At 72.0% G+C, this 14,695-nt stretch carries 14 protein-coding genes; 7 read left to right on the forward strand and 7 right to left on the reverse strand.

What is annotated here, in order from left to right; genetic code table 11:
* Window positions 1-174: 174 nt before the first annotated feature.
* Window positions 175-1,593, reverse strand: a complete 1,419-nt coding sequence (locus AQI70_RS26070; RefSeq protein ID WP_062154237.1) for a hypothetical protein — start codon at window positions 1,591-1,593, stop codon at window positions 175-177.
* Window positions 1,594-1,894: 301 nt separating this feature from the next.
* A complete protein-coding gene (locus tag AQI70_RS26075) occupies window positions 1,895-2,287 on the reverse strand; it encodes an ankyrin repeat domain-containing protein (protein ID WP_062154239.1) in 393 nt (130 codons plus the stop codon).
* A 306-nt stretch (window positions 2,288-2,593) separates the two neighbouring features.
* Here AQI70_RS26075 and AQI70_RS26080 point away from each other — a divergent pair, with 306 nt between their 5' ends.
* Complete coding sequence (locus tag AQI70_RS26080; RefSeq protein WP_004002760.1) at window positions 2,594-2,788, forward strand: hypothetical protein; 195 nt, start codon at window positions 2,594-2,596, stop codon at window positions 2,786-2,788.
* A gap of 40 nt (window positions 2,789-2,828) precedes the next feature.
* Entirely contained in the window at window positions 2,829-4,463 is a 1,635-nt protein-coding gene (locus tag AQI70_RS26085) for an ATP-binding cassette domain-containing protein (protein WP_062154241.1), read from the forward strand.
* Between the two features lie 54 nt (window positions 4,464-4,517).
* Here AQI70_RS26085 and AQI70_RS26090 read toward each other — a convergent pair whose 3' ends face one another.
* The gene (locus tag AQI70_RS26090) at window positions 4,518-6,017 is read right to left on the reverse strand and encodes an SCO1417 family PLP biosynthesis transcription factor (RefSeq protein ID WP_062154243.1); all 1,500 of its coding nucleotides are present in this window, start codon (window positions 6,015-6,017) and stop codon (window positions 4,518-4,520) included.
* 101 nt (window positions 6,018-6,118) lie between these two features.
* Here AQI70_RS26090 and yczE point away from each other — a divergent pair, with 101 nt between their 5' ends.
* The 4 genes from yczE to AQI70_RS26110 all read left to right on the forward strand — a co-directional run bounded on the left by yczE (window position 6,119) and on the right by AQI70_RS26110 (window position 9,633).
* The gene (yczE, locus tag AQI70_RS26095) at window positions 6,119-6,772 is read left to right on the forward strand and encodes a membrane protein YczE (protein ID WP_062154247.1); all 654 of its coding nucleotides are present in this window, start codon (window positions 6,119-6,121) and stop codon (window positions 6,770-6,772) included.
* On the forward strand, window positions 6,769-7,539 hold the full coding sequence (locus AQI70_RS26100; RefSeq protein ID WP_062154249.1) for a glycerophosphodiester phosphodiesterase family protein: 771 nt from the start codon (window positions 6,769-6,771) through the stop codon (window positions 7,537-7,539). Before yczE ends, AQI70_RS26100 begins: the two co-directional genes overlap by 4 nt.
* A 55-nt stretch (window positions 7,540-7,594) precedes the next feature.
* Complete coding sequence (locus AQI70_RS26105; RefSeq protein ID WP_062154251.1) at window positions 7,595-8,980, forward strand: MFS transporter; 1,386 nt, start codon at window positions 7,595-7,597, stop codon at window positions 8,978-8,980.
* Window positions 8,981-9,258: 278 nt separating this feature from the next.
* On the forward strand, window positions 9,259-9,633 hold the full coding sequence (locus AQI70_RS26110; protein ID WP_003977404.1) for an RNA polymerase-binding protein RbpA: 375 nt from the start codon (window positions 9,259-9,261) through the stop codon (window positions 9,631-9,633).
* Window positions 9,634-9,813: 180 nt separating this feature from the next.
* On the opposite strand, the gene fxsA is transcribed toward AQI70_RS26110, so the two are convergent.
* From fxsA to AQI70_RS26130, 4 genes are all read right to left on the reverse strand, one after another.
* Window positions 9,814-10,368 carry an FxsA family membrane protein gene (gene fxsA, locus AQI70_RS26115; protein WP_062154253.1) on the reverse strand — a complete coding sequence of 185 codons (555 nt, stop codon included), beginning with the start codon at window positions 10,366-10,368 and terminating at the stop codon, window positions 9,814-9,816.
* Window positions 10,369-10,440: 72 nt separating this feature from the next.
* Window positions 10,441-11,262, reverse strand: a complete 822-nt coding sequence (locus AQI70_RS26120) for a polyprenol monophosphomannose synthase (protein ID WP_062154256.1) — start codon at window positions 11,260-11,262, stop codon at window positions 10,441-10,443.
* 556 nt (window positions 11,263-11,818) lie between these two features.
* Window positions 11,819-13,420, reverse strand: a complete 1,602-nt coding sequence (locus tag AQI70_RS26125) for an amidohydrolase (RefSeq protein WP_062154258.1) — start codon at window positions 13,418-13,420, stop codon at window positions 11,819-11,821.
* Window positions 13,421-13,499: 79 nt separating this feature from the next.
* Entirely contained in the window at window positions 13,500-13,940 is a 441-nt protein-coding gene (locus AQI70_RS26130; protein WP_004002750.1) for an Lrp/AsnC family transcriptional regulator, read from the reverse strand.
* Window positions 13,941-14,207: 267 nt separating this feature from the next.
* On the opposite strand from AQI70_RS26130, the gene AQI70_RS26135 reads away from it, so the two are divergent.
* Window positions 14,208-14,645: a hypothetical protein gene (locus AQI70_RS26135; RefSeq protein ID WP_004002749.1), complete on the forward strand. Its 438-nt coding sequence runs from the start codon at window positions 14,208-14,210 to the stop codon at window positions 14,643-14,645.
* Window positions 14,646-14,695: the final 50 nt, after the last annotated feature.

Raw genomic sequence — 14,695 nt, forward strand, 5'->3', positions numbered from 1 at the left:
ACCCGCAGGTCATTCCGCGTTCACCCGCCGCGCGGGGTTCCCCGACGTACGCATCGAGAACACATGGCCGCCGTCGCCTGCCCACGCCGCGCCGACACGGCCCGCGCGCCCAGGCCCTGGTGGGCCGCCCAAGCCCTGGTGGGCCGCCCGCGCCTTGCCCCGCCCGCCCGGTGATCAGCCGGCCGTCGGGTCCGGCCCGATCCGGCTGCGTACGGCCGTCTGGACCTCGGCCTCCTCGGCCGGGTCGGCGGCGAGCCGGCGCAGCCGCTCGACGACACGGTTGTCACCCGTCTCGGCGTGCCGGGCGGCGATCTCGCGGGTGGTCTCCTCGCAGTCCCAGAGACATTCGACGGCGAATCCGGACGCGAAGGAGGGATCCGTGGCGGCGAGGGCACGGGCGGTGCGACCGCGCAGATGGGACGAGGCCGTCTCCCGGTAGATATGGCGCAGTACGGGGGCGGCGCAGGCGATGCCGAGCCGTCCGGTGCCGTCGACGAGGGTCCACAGGGTCGGCGCGTCGGGGCCTTCGCCGCGTACGGCCTCGCGGAGCGCGGCGAGGACCAGGTCCTTGTCCTCGGCTCCGCCCCGGCAGGCGAGCATGCGTCCGGCGGCGGCGCCCAGCGGGTCGGGCCGTCGGGCCCAGCCACGCGCGCGGTCGACGGCGGCGACGCTGCGCATGCGTTCGAAGGCGTCGACGGCGGCCTCCACGACGGCCGGTGAGCCGGTGACCACGGCCGCCTCGATCAGGTCGAGGGCGTCCGGGTCGTTGCTGTCGGCGAGGTAGCGCAGGGCGGTGCACCTGGCTCCGTCGGTGCCGTCCTTGGCGGCGGCGACGATCTCGGGGCGGTCCTCGCGCCCGGCGACGGCCGAGAGACAGCGGGCGGCGGGCACATGGAGGGCGGCGCCGCGCTCCATGCCCTGCTGGGCCCACTCGAAGACCGCCTGCACGCTCCACCCCGGACGGGGCCCGGTCGGTCGCATCTGCCGCTGCCAGCGGTCGAAACAGCCGGCCTCCTGAGCGGCACGCACGCGTGTGGCGATCGATTCGCGCGGATCCTCGGCCCACAGCCGCCACGGCCGTGGCTCGAAGGCATCGCGTACGGCGACGGCCAGCTCGGCCTCGCCCTCGGGATCGGCCGGGAAACGCGCCAGCACGGGCGCGGCGAGGGCACGCAGCCCCGCGTCGTCGTCCCGGAGCGCCAGTTCGTCCAGGGCCCAGGCCCAGTTGGAGCCGGAGGCGGCGTACCTGCGCAGCAGTGCGAGGGCGTCCCGCCTGCCGTAGGAGGCGAGGTGGCCGAGGACGGCGAGGGCCAGCCCGGTGCGTGATTCCTCGGTGTCGAGGGCGTCCTCGACATCGAAGAGGTGCGCCTCGATCTCGTCCAGCTCGCCGTTCAGGTCGAGGTAGAGACGGGCGTAGTAGAGGGAGCGGTTCTCCACCTGCCAGTCGTGGCGGGGGTCCCGCAGCACGCAGTGGTTCAGGGCCGCGAGCGCCTCGGCGCGCGGGGCGGTGAGCGCGTGCAGTGTGCCGTCGCCGCGGCCCCGCTGGAGCAGGCCGAGCAGCGTACCGCTGGGCGCTATGACCGGTTCGAACATGGGAAACAGCCTCACATCAAGCGTCGACGCAACCGGGTTTCTTGCTTCACCTGGCCGCGTGACAACACGTCGGGGCGCCCGCCGTTTCCTGCTTGCTGTAGACCATCTTCCTCTGCCTCTCGTCGGTGGCCCATGCGGACCGCATCACGGCCCGCGCGGTGCGGCAACACCTGCCCAGCCATCGCGTCCGTGAATCACGACGTCATGATGACTCGGCAGTTCCATCTGCCGCGACCGAAATTTCGGCGGCCCTGTACCGCCTCCCCCGTTTTCCGTGTTTTCGCTGGTCAGAATGGTCGGCTCAGTGTGCGCCGAACAGTTCGAGCAGTTCCGCCTTGCCGAACATACGAGCTGTGTCGACCGCTGACGGGGTGCCCGCCCCCGGGTCGGCGCCCCTCTCCAGAAGAGCCTTGATCACTTCCGTCTCGCCCTTGAAGACGGCACCGGCGAGCGGCGTCTGGCCTCGGTCGTTGACCCGGTCCGCCTCGGCGCCCCGGGCGAGCAGGGCGCGCACCGTGTCGGCGTGGCCGTGGTAGGCGGCGAGCATCACGAGCGAGTCGCCGCGGTCGTTGGTGAGGTTGGCCGGAACACCCGCGTCGACGTACGCCACGAGCGCCTCGGTCTGCCCCTGCCGGGCCAGATCGAAGATCTTGGTCGCCAGCTCCACGACCTCGGGGTCGGGGGCTTCAGTCATCGGCCGGACCGCCTCTCACTACGAACACGGGGACTGCGGGGAAAGGGTACGGCCGGCCAGCGGTGCTGGGCCGTCCGAGTGATTCGCCAGGGTACTGGCTCGCGTGGCACATGACCCGATGTGCCCGAGGTAAAGATCATCGCAGACACCGTCGGACGCAACACCCAAGCTCATCCGCTCAAGGACACTCCGCCGACCGAAGGAAATCCACCGAATTTCACCCAGTTGCACCTTTTATCGTATGGATACATGCTGTGAGCCTGGAAGTACTCATGGTGACTGTCCCCACCAACCAGGAGCACTCACATGATCCTCTCCATCTCAGGCGTCGTCCTTCTCGGCATCGTCGTCTTCATCTTCTTCCGCAAGGACGGACTGAAGGCGTCGCACGCCCTGATCTCGGCTCTGTTCGGCTTCTATCTGGCGAGCACGGCCATCGCCCCGAGCATCAAGGCCGGCGGCGAGAGCCTGGCGAGCCTCCTCGGCGGCATCCAGTTCTGACGCCGCCCCTCCCGCCCGTACGCACCTGTAGGAGACAGCAGTGGCCCGCCGCCCTCTCCCCCGCATCCTGAGCACAGGCAGCGCGCAGATCGCCCGGAGCCGAGAGCTGGCCCGGACGCAGCTCGCCCGAAGCCGGGAGCTGGCCCGGACGGCGAGCGACAGCGCCTCTGACGTTCTCCACCCGCTGATCACGATCACTCGCGGTCTGCGCCGGCTGGCCTCGGCCGGGCGGCGCAAGTGGGCGGACACGCCCAAGGACCGGCGCGGGTCACTGCTGTTCATGGTGGCCTCGGTGATCCTGGTCGTGGCGCTGGTTCCGTACGGCCCGCTGCTCGCCGTCATCACGCTGATGGCGGCAGCGGCCTGGCAGGGCCGGGACCGGGGGCCGTCGGCGCCCGAGGGCCCCGACGCGTCGCAGACGGAGCGACTGAGGTCGCTGTACGAGGCACTCGTGCCCTACTTCTCCGCCGCCGAGGACCCGGCACCCCTGTACGCCCACGGCGGCGAGTGGGAGAAGGCCTTCCCGGAGTACGAGTTCGACGGCACCGGACGCGTCAGCAGTCTGCTGATCCGCTACCCGGCCTACTTCACCGACGGCGAGGCGCAGTCCCGGGCGCGGATCGAGCACCTGCTCACCGCCAAGTCCGGCCGTGGCCGCGAGTACCACTTCCTCTGGGACGAGGAGGGCAACGAGCTCACGGTCACCGTCCTCGCCCCGCTGCCCACCGACATCGCCGCCCAGCGCTTCGTCACGGCCCCGGGCGAAACCGTCCTCGGCTTCACCGACGACAGCCAGGTCCAGCGCACGCTCCCCGTCATCCACGGTGAGGAACAACGCGACGTACCGCCGGTCGTCTGGCGCACCGGCATCCGCTCCACCGAGCCGCACCTGCTGGTCATGGGCCAGCCCGGCAGCGGCACCTCGACCCTGCTGCGCTCCATCGCCCTGCAGGCCCTGCAGTACGGCGACGTCGTCATCGTCGAGGGCGGCGGCACCGGCGAATACGCCTGCCTGATCGGCCGGGACGGCGTCCTGGCCGTGGAGTGCGGGCCGGCCGGGGCGCTGGCGAGCCTGGAGTGGGCGGCGACGGAGACGGAGCGGCGCCTGATCGCCGTGAACCGGGCCCGCCAGGCGGGCAACCCTCCGCCGGACGACACCAAGCGCCCGCTGTGGCTCCTCCTCGACCGCCCCACCGCGTTCTCCCACCTGGCCGCCGCCGACCACCGCAAGGACCCCCAGGCACTCCTCCAGGTCCCGCTCCGGCACGGCCGCGCGGCCGGCGTCACGGTGGTCGTGGCCGAGCAGTGGGACGGCCTGGACGCGCTGAGTGACGCCGTACGACAGCACACCCGCGCGCGTGTCGTGCTCGGCCCCGCGACGGCGGAGCAACTCGCCGCGGTCCTGGGCGCTCCGCCGCACACCACCCCGGTCGCCGACGTGCCACCCGGCCGCGGCTACGCCCGCCTGGGCACGGGCCCGGTCCACCGTCTCCAGGTCCCGGCGACACCGGACCCGTACGACGACGCGACGAGCGACGCGCACCGGCAGGCGGTGCTGGAACTGCTGCCGGAGCGGACGACGCCGATGGAGGCGGAACCGCCGGCAAGGCTGGAGAAGGCGGAACCCGAGCCGGAGCCGGTACCAGCGAAGGCTGTCGTGGCCGAGACCACGTGACCGGCGGAGCCGCGGGCGGTCGTACCGCCGGGACGGCACCCGCCCCGGGCGCAGTCAGGCGACGAACGGCCGTACCGACTCCCCCGGCCCGCTCACCCCGCTCTCCACCAACCGCGCCGCCGCGGCCAACCGCACCGCGGCCTCCTCCGCCAGCGCGCCGCCCACGGTGAACGGCAGCCGCACATACCCCTCAAAGGCCCCGTCCACCCCGAACCGAGGCCCGGACGGCACCCGAACTCCCACCCGCTCCCCCGCCTCCGCGAGCCGCGACCCCGACAGGCCCCCTGTCCGCACCCACAACGTGAGCCCGCCCCGCGGCACCTCGAACTCCCACCCGGGCAGCTCCCGCCGCACAGCCGTGACCAGCGCGTCCCGGTTCTCCCGCGCCTGCCCCCGCCGGATGTCCACCGCCTGCTCCCAACCCCCCGTGCTGAACAGCCAGTTCACGGCCAGCTGCTCCAGGACGGGCGTCCCCAGATCGGCGTACGCGCGCGCGGCCACGAGGCTGCGGATCACATCCGGAGCCGCCCGCACCCAGCCGATCCGCATCCCCGCCCAGAACGCCTTGCTGGCCGACCCGACCGTGATGACGGTCGACCCCGCCGGGTCGAAGGCACACACCGGCCGCGGCATCTCCACCTCCGCGTCCAGCCACAGCTCGCTCATCGTCTCGTCGGCGACGAGCACCGTCCCCGCCGACCGCGCCGCGTCCACCAGCCGCCGCCGCTGGTCGTCGTCGGCCAGCGCCCCGGTCGGGTTGTGGAAGTCGGCGACCACATAGGCGATCCGGGGCGCGGCGTCCCGCAGCACCTGCCGCCAGCGGTCCATGTCCCAGCCGGCCAGCCCCTCGGCCATGGCGACGGGCACCAGCCGGGCGCCCGCCTCCCGCATCAGCTGGAGGATGTTGGCGTACGACGGCGACTCGACCGCGATGCGCTCACCGCGCCCCGCGAAGAGATGACAGATCGCGTCGATCGCGCCCATCGCCCCGGTCGTCACCATGATCTGCTCGGGCATGGTCGGAATCCCACGCGCCGTGTACCGCTCGGCGATCATCGACCGCAGCGCGGGCAGCCCGGCCGGATAGTCGCCGTGGGTGTGGGCGTAGGGGGGCAGCTCCTCCAGCGCGCCCTGGACGGCACGGGTCAGCCACGGCTCGGGTGCGGGCAGCGCCGCGCAGCCGAGGTCGATCATCGAGCCGAGCGCCTCGGGCGGCAGGGGCTCCAGGCCACGGGCGGGCAGCGGGTTCCCCGCCGGTACGGCCGTCCAGCTGCCGGCCCCGCGCCGCGACTCCAGGAACCCCTCGGTGCGCAGCGCCTCGTACGCGGCGGCCACGGTCGTACGGCTCACCGAGAGCGCGAGGGCCAGTTCCCGCTCGGCGGGCAGCCGGGCGGCGACCGGGACGCGGCCCTCCAGGACGAGCAGCCGGATGCCGTCGGCCAGCGCCCGGTACGCGGGCGGGCGCTTGGTGCCGGGGCCAGCCGGACGGTCCTGCTGGGAGGTGAGGAGCCGGGCGAGCTGCGCGGCACCCACCGCGGAAGTCCACTGCACCATGATTTCCAGTCCACCTTCCCCGAATTGGCCATGGAGGGCGTCCCCTCCCAAGCCACAGGGTGTCATGCATCAGGCCACTACCACCACACAGGGGGCACTCCTTGTCCACGCAGGGGCATCTCATACGGCGGCTGTCGCAGCTCTATGTCGGGCTCGCGCTGTACGGCGCGAGCTCGGCGCTGCTCGTCGAGGCAGGCCTGGGCCTGGAGCCCTGGGGCGTGCTGCACCAAGGCCTCGCCGAACGCACCGGCCTGTCCATCGGCGTCGTGTCGATCGTCGTCGGCGCGGCGGTGCTGCTCCTGTGGATCCCGCTGCGCCAGCGCCCGGGCCTCGGCACGGTCTCCAACGTCTTCGTGGTCGGCGTCGCCATGGACGGCACGCTCGCCCTGGTCCCCGAGGCGCACACCCTGACCGTAAGGATCCCCCTGCTCCTGGCCGGCATTCTGCTCAACGGCGTGGCCACCGGCCTCTACATCGCCGCCCGCTTCGGACCGGGCCCCCGGGACGGCCTCATGACCGGCCTGCACCGGCGCACCGGCCGCTCGATCCGCCTGATGCGCACGGCCGTCGAGATCGCGGTCGTCGTGACGGGCTTCGCGCTGGGCGGCACGGTCGGTGCCGGCACCCTCCTCTACGCGCTGTCCATCGGCCCGCTCGCCCAGCTCTTCCTGCGGGTGTTCGCCGTCCCCTCGGCATCCGACGGCAGCACGGTCGTTGCCACCGGGCAACCCCGACGGGCGATACTGCGTCCGTGAGCACCACGCGGATACGCCACCCCTACCTCGACCACCCCGGCCCGATCCCCTTCGCCCACCGGGGCGGGGCTGCGGACGGCCTGGAGAACACCGTGCGCCAGTTCCGGCGCGCGGTCGAACTGGGTTACCGGTACATCGAGACCGACGTCCACGCCACACGCGACGGCAAGCTCGTCGCCTTCCACGACGCGACCCTGGACCGGGTGACGGACGGGGCGGGCCGGATCGCGGACCTGCTCTGGGACGACGTACGGCACGCGCGCGTGGCGGGCAAGGAGCCGGTGCCCCTCTTCGAGGAGCTCCTGGAGACCTTCCCCGAGGTGCGCTGGAACGTCGACCTCAAGGCGGAGCCGGCACTCCACCCCTTCCTGGAGCTGATCGAGCGCACGGGCGCCTGGGACCGCGTCTGCGTCGGCTCCTTCTCCGAGGCCCGTGTCGTGCGCGCCCAGCGCCTGGCCGGGCCGCGCCTTGCGACGTCGTACGGCACCCGGGGCGTCCTCAATCTGCGGCTGCGCTCCTGGGGGGTGCCCGCCGCGCTGCGCCGCTCGGCGGTCGCCGCGCAGGTTCCCGAGGCGCAGTCCGGGATCCAGGTGGTGGACCACCGCTTCGTACGGGCCGCCCACGCGCGCGGGCTGCAGGTGCACGTGTGGACCATCAATGATCCCGATGCGATGCACCGGCTCCTGGACCTGGGGGTCGATGGCATCATGACCGATCACATCGACACACTGCGCAAGGTCCTGGAGGACCGGGGCGTCTGGGTCTGACCCCGTCCTGACTCCGCCCTCGCGCGGGATCACCACGGGGAAGCGAGGGCACGGGGTGGGCACCGGTACCGTGCGGACGGACGCGGCCGACGAGGCCGCCGGGCGGCGGCGCGAGCAGCGCGGCTGGTACTTCTACGACTGGGCGTGCTCGGTCTACTCGACGAGCGTGCTCACCGTGTTCCTGGGCCCCTATCTGACCTCGGTCGCCGAGAGGGCGGCGGACGCGGAGGGGTTCGTCCATCCCTTGGGCATCCCGGTCCGCGCGGGATCCTTCTTCGCGTACTCGGTGTCCCTGTCGGTGATCGTGGCCGTCCTGGTGATGCCCCTGGTCGGCGCGGCCGCCGACCGCACCGGACGCAAGAAGCCCCTCCTCGCGACCGCCGCCTACGTCGGGGCCACGGCCACCACGGCCATGTTCTTCCTCGGCGGCGACCGCTATCTGCTCGGCGGTGCCCTGCTGGTCGTCGCGAACGCGGCGCAGTCGGTCGCGATGATGCTCTACAACTCCTACCTCCCGCAGATCGCCCCGCCCGAGGAGCGTGACGCGGTCTCCTCCAGGGGCTGGGCCTTCGGCTACGCCTCGGGCTCCCTGATGCTGATCGTGAACCTGGTCCTGTACCTGGCGCACGACTCCTTCGGGGCCTCCGAGAGCACGGCCGTGCGTATCTGCCTGGCCTCGGCGGGCCTGTGGTGGGGCGCGTTCGCCCTCATCCCGCTGCGACGACTGCGCGACCGCCGGTCCGCGAGCACCGCGGCCGAGGCGGACGGCACGAGCGGCGAGGCGGCCGGGAAACCGGCCGCTCCCGGCTTCCGGCAGCTCGCGGCGACGGTCCGCGACATGCGCCGCCACCCCCTGACCCTCGCCTTCCTCCTCGCCTACCTGATCTACAACGACGGCATCCAGACCGTGATCTCCCAGGCGTCGATCTACGGCTCCAAGGAACTGGGCCTCGGGCAGTCGACGCTCATAGGCGCGGTGCTGCTGGTCCAGGTCCTGGCGGTGGCGGGCGCGCTGGCGATGGGGCGACTGGCCCGGACGTACGGCGCGAAACGGACGATCCTCGGCTCGCTGGTGGCATGGACGGTGACGCTGGCGGCCGGGTACTTCCTGCCGGCCGGGGCGCCGGTGTGGTTCTTCGCGCTGGCGGCCGGCATCGGGCTGGTCCTCGGCGGCAGCCAGGCCCTGTCCCGGTCCCTGTTCTCCCATCTCGTCCCGCCGGGGAAGGAGGCCGAATACTTCTCCGCGTACGAGATGAGCGACCGCGGCATGAGCTGGCTCGGCCCGCTGCTGTTCGGTCTCACCTACCAGCTGACCGGAAGTTATCGGGACGCAATCATCTCGCTGGTGGCCTTCTTCGTCATCGGATTCGCCCTGCTCGCAAGGGTTCCGGTGCGGCGGGCGATCAGCGACGCGGGCAATCCGGTACCGACGACGATTTAGCGTTCGGCGTGAAAGGGCGGTAGTGTACGCGTTTGGCCTGCCAGGCGTACCGTTACTGCGCGTCAAAGATGCCGAAACGCTGGGTCACATCTGCTAGCAGATGTGACAAACCGGGCGCCGGTGGGTACGACATTGGTCAGCAAGGCTGCGGCTACGACGGCGACGCACGACCCGGAACGTGACTCGGAACGGGAATCTTTACCGCCGACCGGACGTTGACCGGATGACGACGACAGCGACACCTGTCCTGTGGGCGACAAGCCCGGGAGGCACGATTCATGAGTGAGCGAGCTCTTCGCGGCACGCGCCTCGTGGTGACCAGCTACGAGACGGACCGCGGCATCGACCTGGCCCCGCGCCAGGCCGTGGAGTACGCATGCGAGAAGGGGCACCGATTCGAGATGCCCTTCTCGGTCGAGGCGGAGATCCCGCCGGAGTGGGAGTGCAAGGTCTGCGGGGCCCAGGCACTCCTCGTTGATGGCGACGGTCCTGAGGAGAAGAAGGCCAAGCCCGCGCGTACGCATTGGGACATGCTGATGGAGCGGCGCACCCGCGAGGAACTCGAAGAGGTCCTTGAGGAGCGTCTTGCCGTTCTGCGCTCGGGGGCGATGAACATCGCGGTTCACCCCCGGGACAGCCGCAAGTCGGCATAGTTCCCTACCAGTCCCTGCGGGGCTTGGGCGGGTTTGACCAGGCAACGCACGTAACCGCGGGCGCCGTACGTGAGAGTGACGTACGGCGCCCGCGGTTTGCTGTGCCCGAAAAACCTGCTCCCGAAAGGCTGTGCCCGAAAAAGAAGCCCGGTGCTCAGTGGCGCCGGGCTTCCCGCGAGGTCAGCTCGTCAGCGGCGGCCTCGGCCCCTGCGGCGAGTCCCCCGGCTCGTCCCTGATGACCTCGCCCGGCACGATCTTCCCGTCGGGGCGGTGAATGCGGGCCTGCTGGAAGGCGTCGCCGAACGAACCCGAGGTCGCCTCGCGCAGCTTGCGCTCGAAGGTCCGCTCCGCATGACGGCTCAGGGCCTTCTGGACCGGCGGGATCAGCAGGAGCAGACCCAGCGCGTCCGAGATCAGGCCGGGCAGCATGATCAGCAGGCCGCCCAGCATCATCAGGCCGTTGCCGCCACCGCGGGCCGGGGTGCCGCCTTGTTGCAGCGCCTCGTTCAGGGCCTGGAAGGCGCGTCGGCCTGCCCGCTTGATGACCACCGAGCCCAGCACCAGACCGGCGAGCAGCAACAGGAACACGGTCAGCCCGCCCGCCGCGCCCGCGACCACGGTCAGCAGCCAGATCTCCAGCACCAGCCATGCGGCGACGCCCAGCGGCAGGAAGGTGCGCAGCCGGGAGCGCCGGGGCCGGGCGGGATAGGTGGGGGTCGGTGCGCCAGTCGTCATACGTCCAGTGTGCCTTCGCCCGGCTCAGAGCGGGATAAGGGAACGACCGACGCCGCCTCGGCGGTCGTGGGCCTACGACTGTGACGGCCGCGACGGCGACGACGACGGCCTGGTACGGCCCAGCAGCTTGCCCACCCGCTCCTGCGCTCCCCACGACGTGACCCGCCACAGCGCCTCGACCAGGATGTCGCGGCTCATCTTCGAGTCACCGAGTTCGCGCTCGACGAAGGTGATCGGCACCTCGACGACGTGGTAACCGGCCTTGACCGCGCGGCGGGCGAGGTCGACCTGGAAGCAGTAGCCCTGGGAGGCGACGTCGTCCAGGCCGAGGCCTTCGAGGGTCTCGCGGCGGAAGGCGCGGTAGCCGCCGGTGATGTCGCGCAGGGGGAGGTCCAGGGCGAGACGGGAGTAGAGGCTGCCGCCGCGGGAGATGAACTCGCGGGACTTCGGCCAGTTCACGACCCGGCCGCCGGGCACCCAGCGGGAGCCGAGGACCAGGTCGGCGCCCTTGAGGGCGGTCAGCAGACGGGGCAGTTCCTCGGGCTGGTGGGAGCCGTCCGCGTCCATCTCGATCAGAACGCCGTAGCCCTTCTCCAGGCCCCAGCGGAACCCCGCGAGGTAGGCGGCGCCGAGGCCCTCCTTGCCCTTGCGGTGCAGGACGTGGACGTGGTCGTCCTCGGCGGCCAGTTCGTCGGCGAGCTTGCCGGTGCCGTCGGGGCTGTTGTCGTCGGCCACCAGTACGTGCGCCTCGGGGACCGCCTTGCGGACCCGGCCGACGATCGACTTGATGTTCTCCGCCTCGTTGTAGGTCGGAATGATCACCAACGCCGTGCCGAGCGGCCCGAACTGCCTCCCCCGGTCCTGTGCCGCGCGGGTCCCGTCGCCGTCGTTCACTGCTGCCCCTTCACATCCGTACGCAGACGTCCACCATAGTGGGCGCGGCCTGCGCCGACGTATCAGGACGTTCGTATGGTGGTGTCGATTCCACAAGAGCGGGGTAAGACCTTTTTTTCCGGCCCGTGCGCCGATGCGCGCCTTCGGCGGATGGGGGCCCGGCGCCCTTCGGGCCGACCTGGGACCCGCTGGCTGCGGATCGACCGAAAGCCGTTGTCTACTGAGCACCCGGGCCCCACCCGGGTCACACCTCCCCGACCGGCCGGAACGTTCCGTCGTCGCCGCTCGGGCGCTGAGCCTGGCTCCCAGTGGCGGTGTTCCGGTGCGGCACACCGTCCCTGACCCAGCGGCGTTGCGACGGGTTCCCGGAAGTTCCGCGGTTTCCCCGGTCGGGCGTCCGGTGGTGGACCCGGCCGAACCTACCGGCCCCGGGCCGCCGCCTGTCAACAGCCGTCTGAGCTGCGGGTCTTCGCTCAATTCCCTGGTCAGCGCGGAGGATGCGCAGGTCGCACGACGGGGTGGTGCGGACCGATCCGATGCGCGCCACCCCGGGAGATCACTCGCCCGGCCGTACGAAGACCGTTCGTCCGCCCACAACCGTGCGCAGGCAGACGGGGAGCTCACGGCCGGGGGTCAGATCGGGCAGGCCGGGGGTGCCGGAGCGGGGGTCGGTGGACCAGCGCGCGACCCGGTCGTCGGGGGCCTGGACCACCAGTTCGTCGGTGCGCCACACGGCGTAGTCGGCGGGCGCGCCCGGCACCAGGACGCCCGCGTCGTCGCGCCCGACCGCCCGCCAGCCGCCACGCGTGTGCGCCGTGAACGCGGCGCGCACGGAGACGCGGTGTTCGGGCGTGTGGTGGAAAGCCGCGGCACGGACCGTACCCCACGGGTCGAGCGGGGTGACCGGGCTGTCGGAGCCGAAGGCGAGCGGGACACCGCCGCGCAGCAGGGCCGCGAAGGGGTTCAGGGTGCGGGCCCGCTCGGCTCCGAGGCGCTGGGCGTACATGCCGTCCTCGCCGCCCCACAGCGCGTCGAAGGCGGGCTGGACCGAGGCGGTCAGGCCGAGTTCGACGAAGGCAGCGATGGTGTCCGGCGTGAGCATCTCGGCGTGTTCGACGCGGTGGCGGGCGGCGCGGATCCGGGCCAGGCCGAGCTTCTCGGCGGCGGTGCGCACGCCCTCGACGACGGCGGTCACGGCGGCGTCGCCGATCGCGTGGAAGCCCGCCTGGAGGCCGGCCTCGGTGCAGGCGACGACGTGGGCGGCGACGGCGGCCGCGTCCAGGTAGGCGGTGCCGGTGTGGCCGGCGTCGGCGTACGGCTGGTGCAGACAGGCGGTGTGCGAGCCGAGGGCGCCGTCGACGAAGAGGTCGCCGGCCGCGCCGATCGCACCGAGCTCCCGTGCCTTGCGCACGTCCTGCTCGGCCCAGTAGCCGACGACTCGCGGGGCCGGTTCCGCGGCGGCCAGGCGCAGCAGGTCGGTGAAGTCGTCCTCGGAGGAGATCTCGGGGCCGGCGCACTCGTGGACCGAGCCGATGCCGAGGGAGGCCGCGTGCGCGAGGGCGGCGCGCTGGGCCTCGGCGCGCTGCTCCGCCGTGACGGCGGCGAGGGCGGTGGCACGCACGGCGTGGTGGGCGTCGGCGACGAGCGGGCCGTCCACCGGCCCGAGGCCGGGGGTCAGGTCCAGCAGGGCCGTCGTGACGACCGCCGAGTGGACATCGATGCGGGAGAGATAGAGGGGACGGCCGCCGGTGGCCTCGTCGAGCTCGGCGCGCGTCGGCGGCCGGCCGCCGGGCCAGCGGGCGGCGTCCCAGCCGTGGCCGAGGAGGACGCGGTCGTGCGGGCGGGCGGCGGCGAAGTCCCGTACCAGGGCCAGGGCGGCTTCCAGGGAGGGAGCACCGGACAGATCGAGGCCGGTGAGGGCGAGGCCGGTGGCCGTGGTGTGCACATGGGCGTCGGTGAACGCGGGGGTGACCAGGGCGCCGTCCAGGTCGACCACCTCGTCCACCCCGTCCGCGAAGGCGTCGGCGGCCCCCTCCGAGCCGACCCAGGCGACCTGGCCGCGCTCGACGACCATCGCGGTGGCGAACGGGTCGGCGGGGCTGTGCACTTCTCCGCGACGGAGGAGGACGGTCTTCGGCTGGGCGGTGGACTCACTCATGGGAAACAGTCTCGCGCCTCACCCGGACCGATCCTTACCCAGGTCCCTCACTGCTTGCGGCGATCGGTCCCGCGTCCGATCAGATCCGCGGCGGCCGTGCCTCGTACGGCGTCGACAGCACCACCGTCGTCCGGGTCGACACCCCCGCCAGCGAGCGCAGCCGGGCCAACAGCTCCTCCAGCTCGTGCGGGGTCGCCACCCGCACCTTGAGGATGTAGTTCTCGTCGCCCGCGACGCTGTGGCACGCCTCGATCTCGGGCACACCGGCAAGCCGGTCCGCGATGTCATCAGGGGCGCTGGGGTCGAACGGCTTCACCGAGATGAAGGCGGTCATGGGCAGTCCCACCGCCTCGGGGTCCACGACCGCGGCATAGCCGCGGATGACGCCGCGCTGCTCCAGCCGGCGCACCCGCTGGTGCACGGCCGACGTGGACAGCCCCGTGGCCTTGCCCAGGTCGGTGTAGCTCATCCGCCCGTCCTTGACGAGCAGCTGCACGATCTGTCGGTCCAGCTCCTCCATGGCGCAAGAACCTACAGTGCCGCTGATCTCCTCGGATACCTGAGCAGCCCAGGTCATGCCCGGTTTGTGATGTGGCGGGGAGCGACCGTGAGCCGACCGAGGGACAAACCGGCCGCGTCGGGCACCTGCGGGAGGCATGTGACGAACGCCACAGGCCTCGAACAGGCTCCGTGATGTTCTTGTGATTACCGCTGAGACCGGACGGGAAGTGCTTGCTGTGGTCGAGGCCGCAGCGCCTTCACGGCCCAGCCCGAGGGGGAGAATCCCATGCAGAGTCTTAAGCGCCCTGGTCGTACCGCACCCAAGCGGCAGCAGCCGGTCATCGAGCCCACTCCGGAGGGTGTCGAACCCGACGCCCTGGAGGACGACGAACTCGACGCGTACGACACCTTCGAGATGTACCGGGTGATCTGCCCGGACTGCGCGCAGCCCATCGCCCTGCTGGCGGACGAGGAGGTCCTGCCGGAGCACGCGCTGTGTGCCTCGCCGTGGAACCCGTTCGGCCTCACGGTGTGCGCCGGCACCGGCCGCAGGGCCTCCGAGGCCCGCTCCGCGGACGAGTCGGTGGAGCCCCAGGAGCAGGACACGGCCCTGCTGTTGACGCTCCCTCAGGGGCTGAACTGGCGGACCCAGCCCTTCTCGCATGTCGGCGGCCCGGGCTCACGCCCGATCAGGATCCCCGTCATGCGACGCCAGGCCGCCTGAGCGCAGGCCACACCGCTCGCGTCGCTCAATCCCAGTAGCTGCCCTGCACC

The organism is Streptomyces curacoi, assembly GCF_001513975.1.
Taxonomy (GTDB): Bacteria; Actinomycetota; Actinomycetes; order Streptomycetales; family Streptomycetaceae; genus Streptomyces; species Streptomyces curacoi.

Bases quoted from the DNA above. Each gene is read 5' to 3' on its own strand.
- AQI70_RS26080 (WP_004002760.1), top strand. From the start codon at position 2,594: ATGATCCTCTCCATCTCAGGCGTCGTCCTTCTCGGCATCGTCGTCTTC.
- AQI70_RS26110 (WP_003977404.1), top strand. From the start codon at position 9,259: ATGAGTGAGCGAGCTCTTCGCGGCACGCGCCTCGTGGTGACCAGCTAC.
- fxsA (WP_062154253.1), bottom strand. From the start codon at position 10,368: ATGACGACTGGCGCACCGACCCCCACCTATCCCGCCCGGCCCCGGCGC.
- AQI70_RS26070 (WP_062154237.1), bottom strand. From the start codon at position 1,593: ATGTTCGAACCGGTCATAGCGCCCAGCGGTACGCTGCTCGGCCTGCTC.
- AQI70_RS26130 (WP_004002750.1), bottom strand. From the start codon at position 13,940: ATGGAGGAGCTGGACCGACAGATCGTGCAGCTGCTCGTCAAGGACGGG.
- AQI70_RS26090 (WP_062154243.1), bottom strand. From the start codon at position 6,017: ATGGTGCAGTGGACTTCCGCGGTGGGTGCCGCGCAGCTCGCCCGGCTC.
- AQI70_RS26125 (WP_062154258.1), bottom strand. From the start codon at position 13,420: ATGAGTGAGTCCACCGCCCAGCCGAAGACCGTCCTCCTCCGTCGCGGA.
- AQI70_RS26135 (WP_004002749.1), top strand. From the start codon at position 14,208: ATGCAGAGTCTTAAGCGCCCTGGTCGTACCGCACCCAAGCGGCAGCAG.
- AQI70_RS26075 (WP_062154239.1), bottom strand. From the start codon at position 2,287: ATGACTGAAGCCCCCGACCCCGAGGTCGTGGAGCTGGCGACCAAGATC.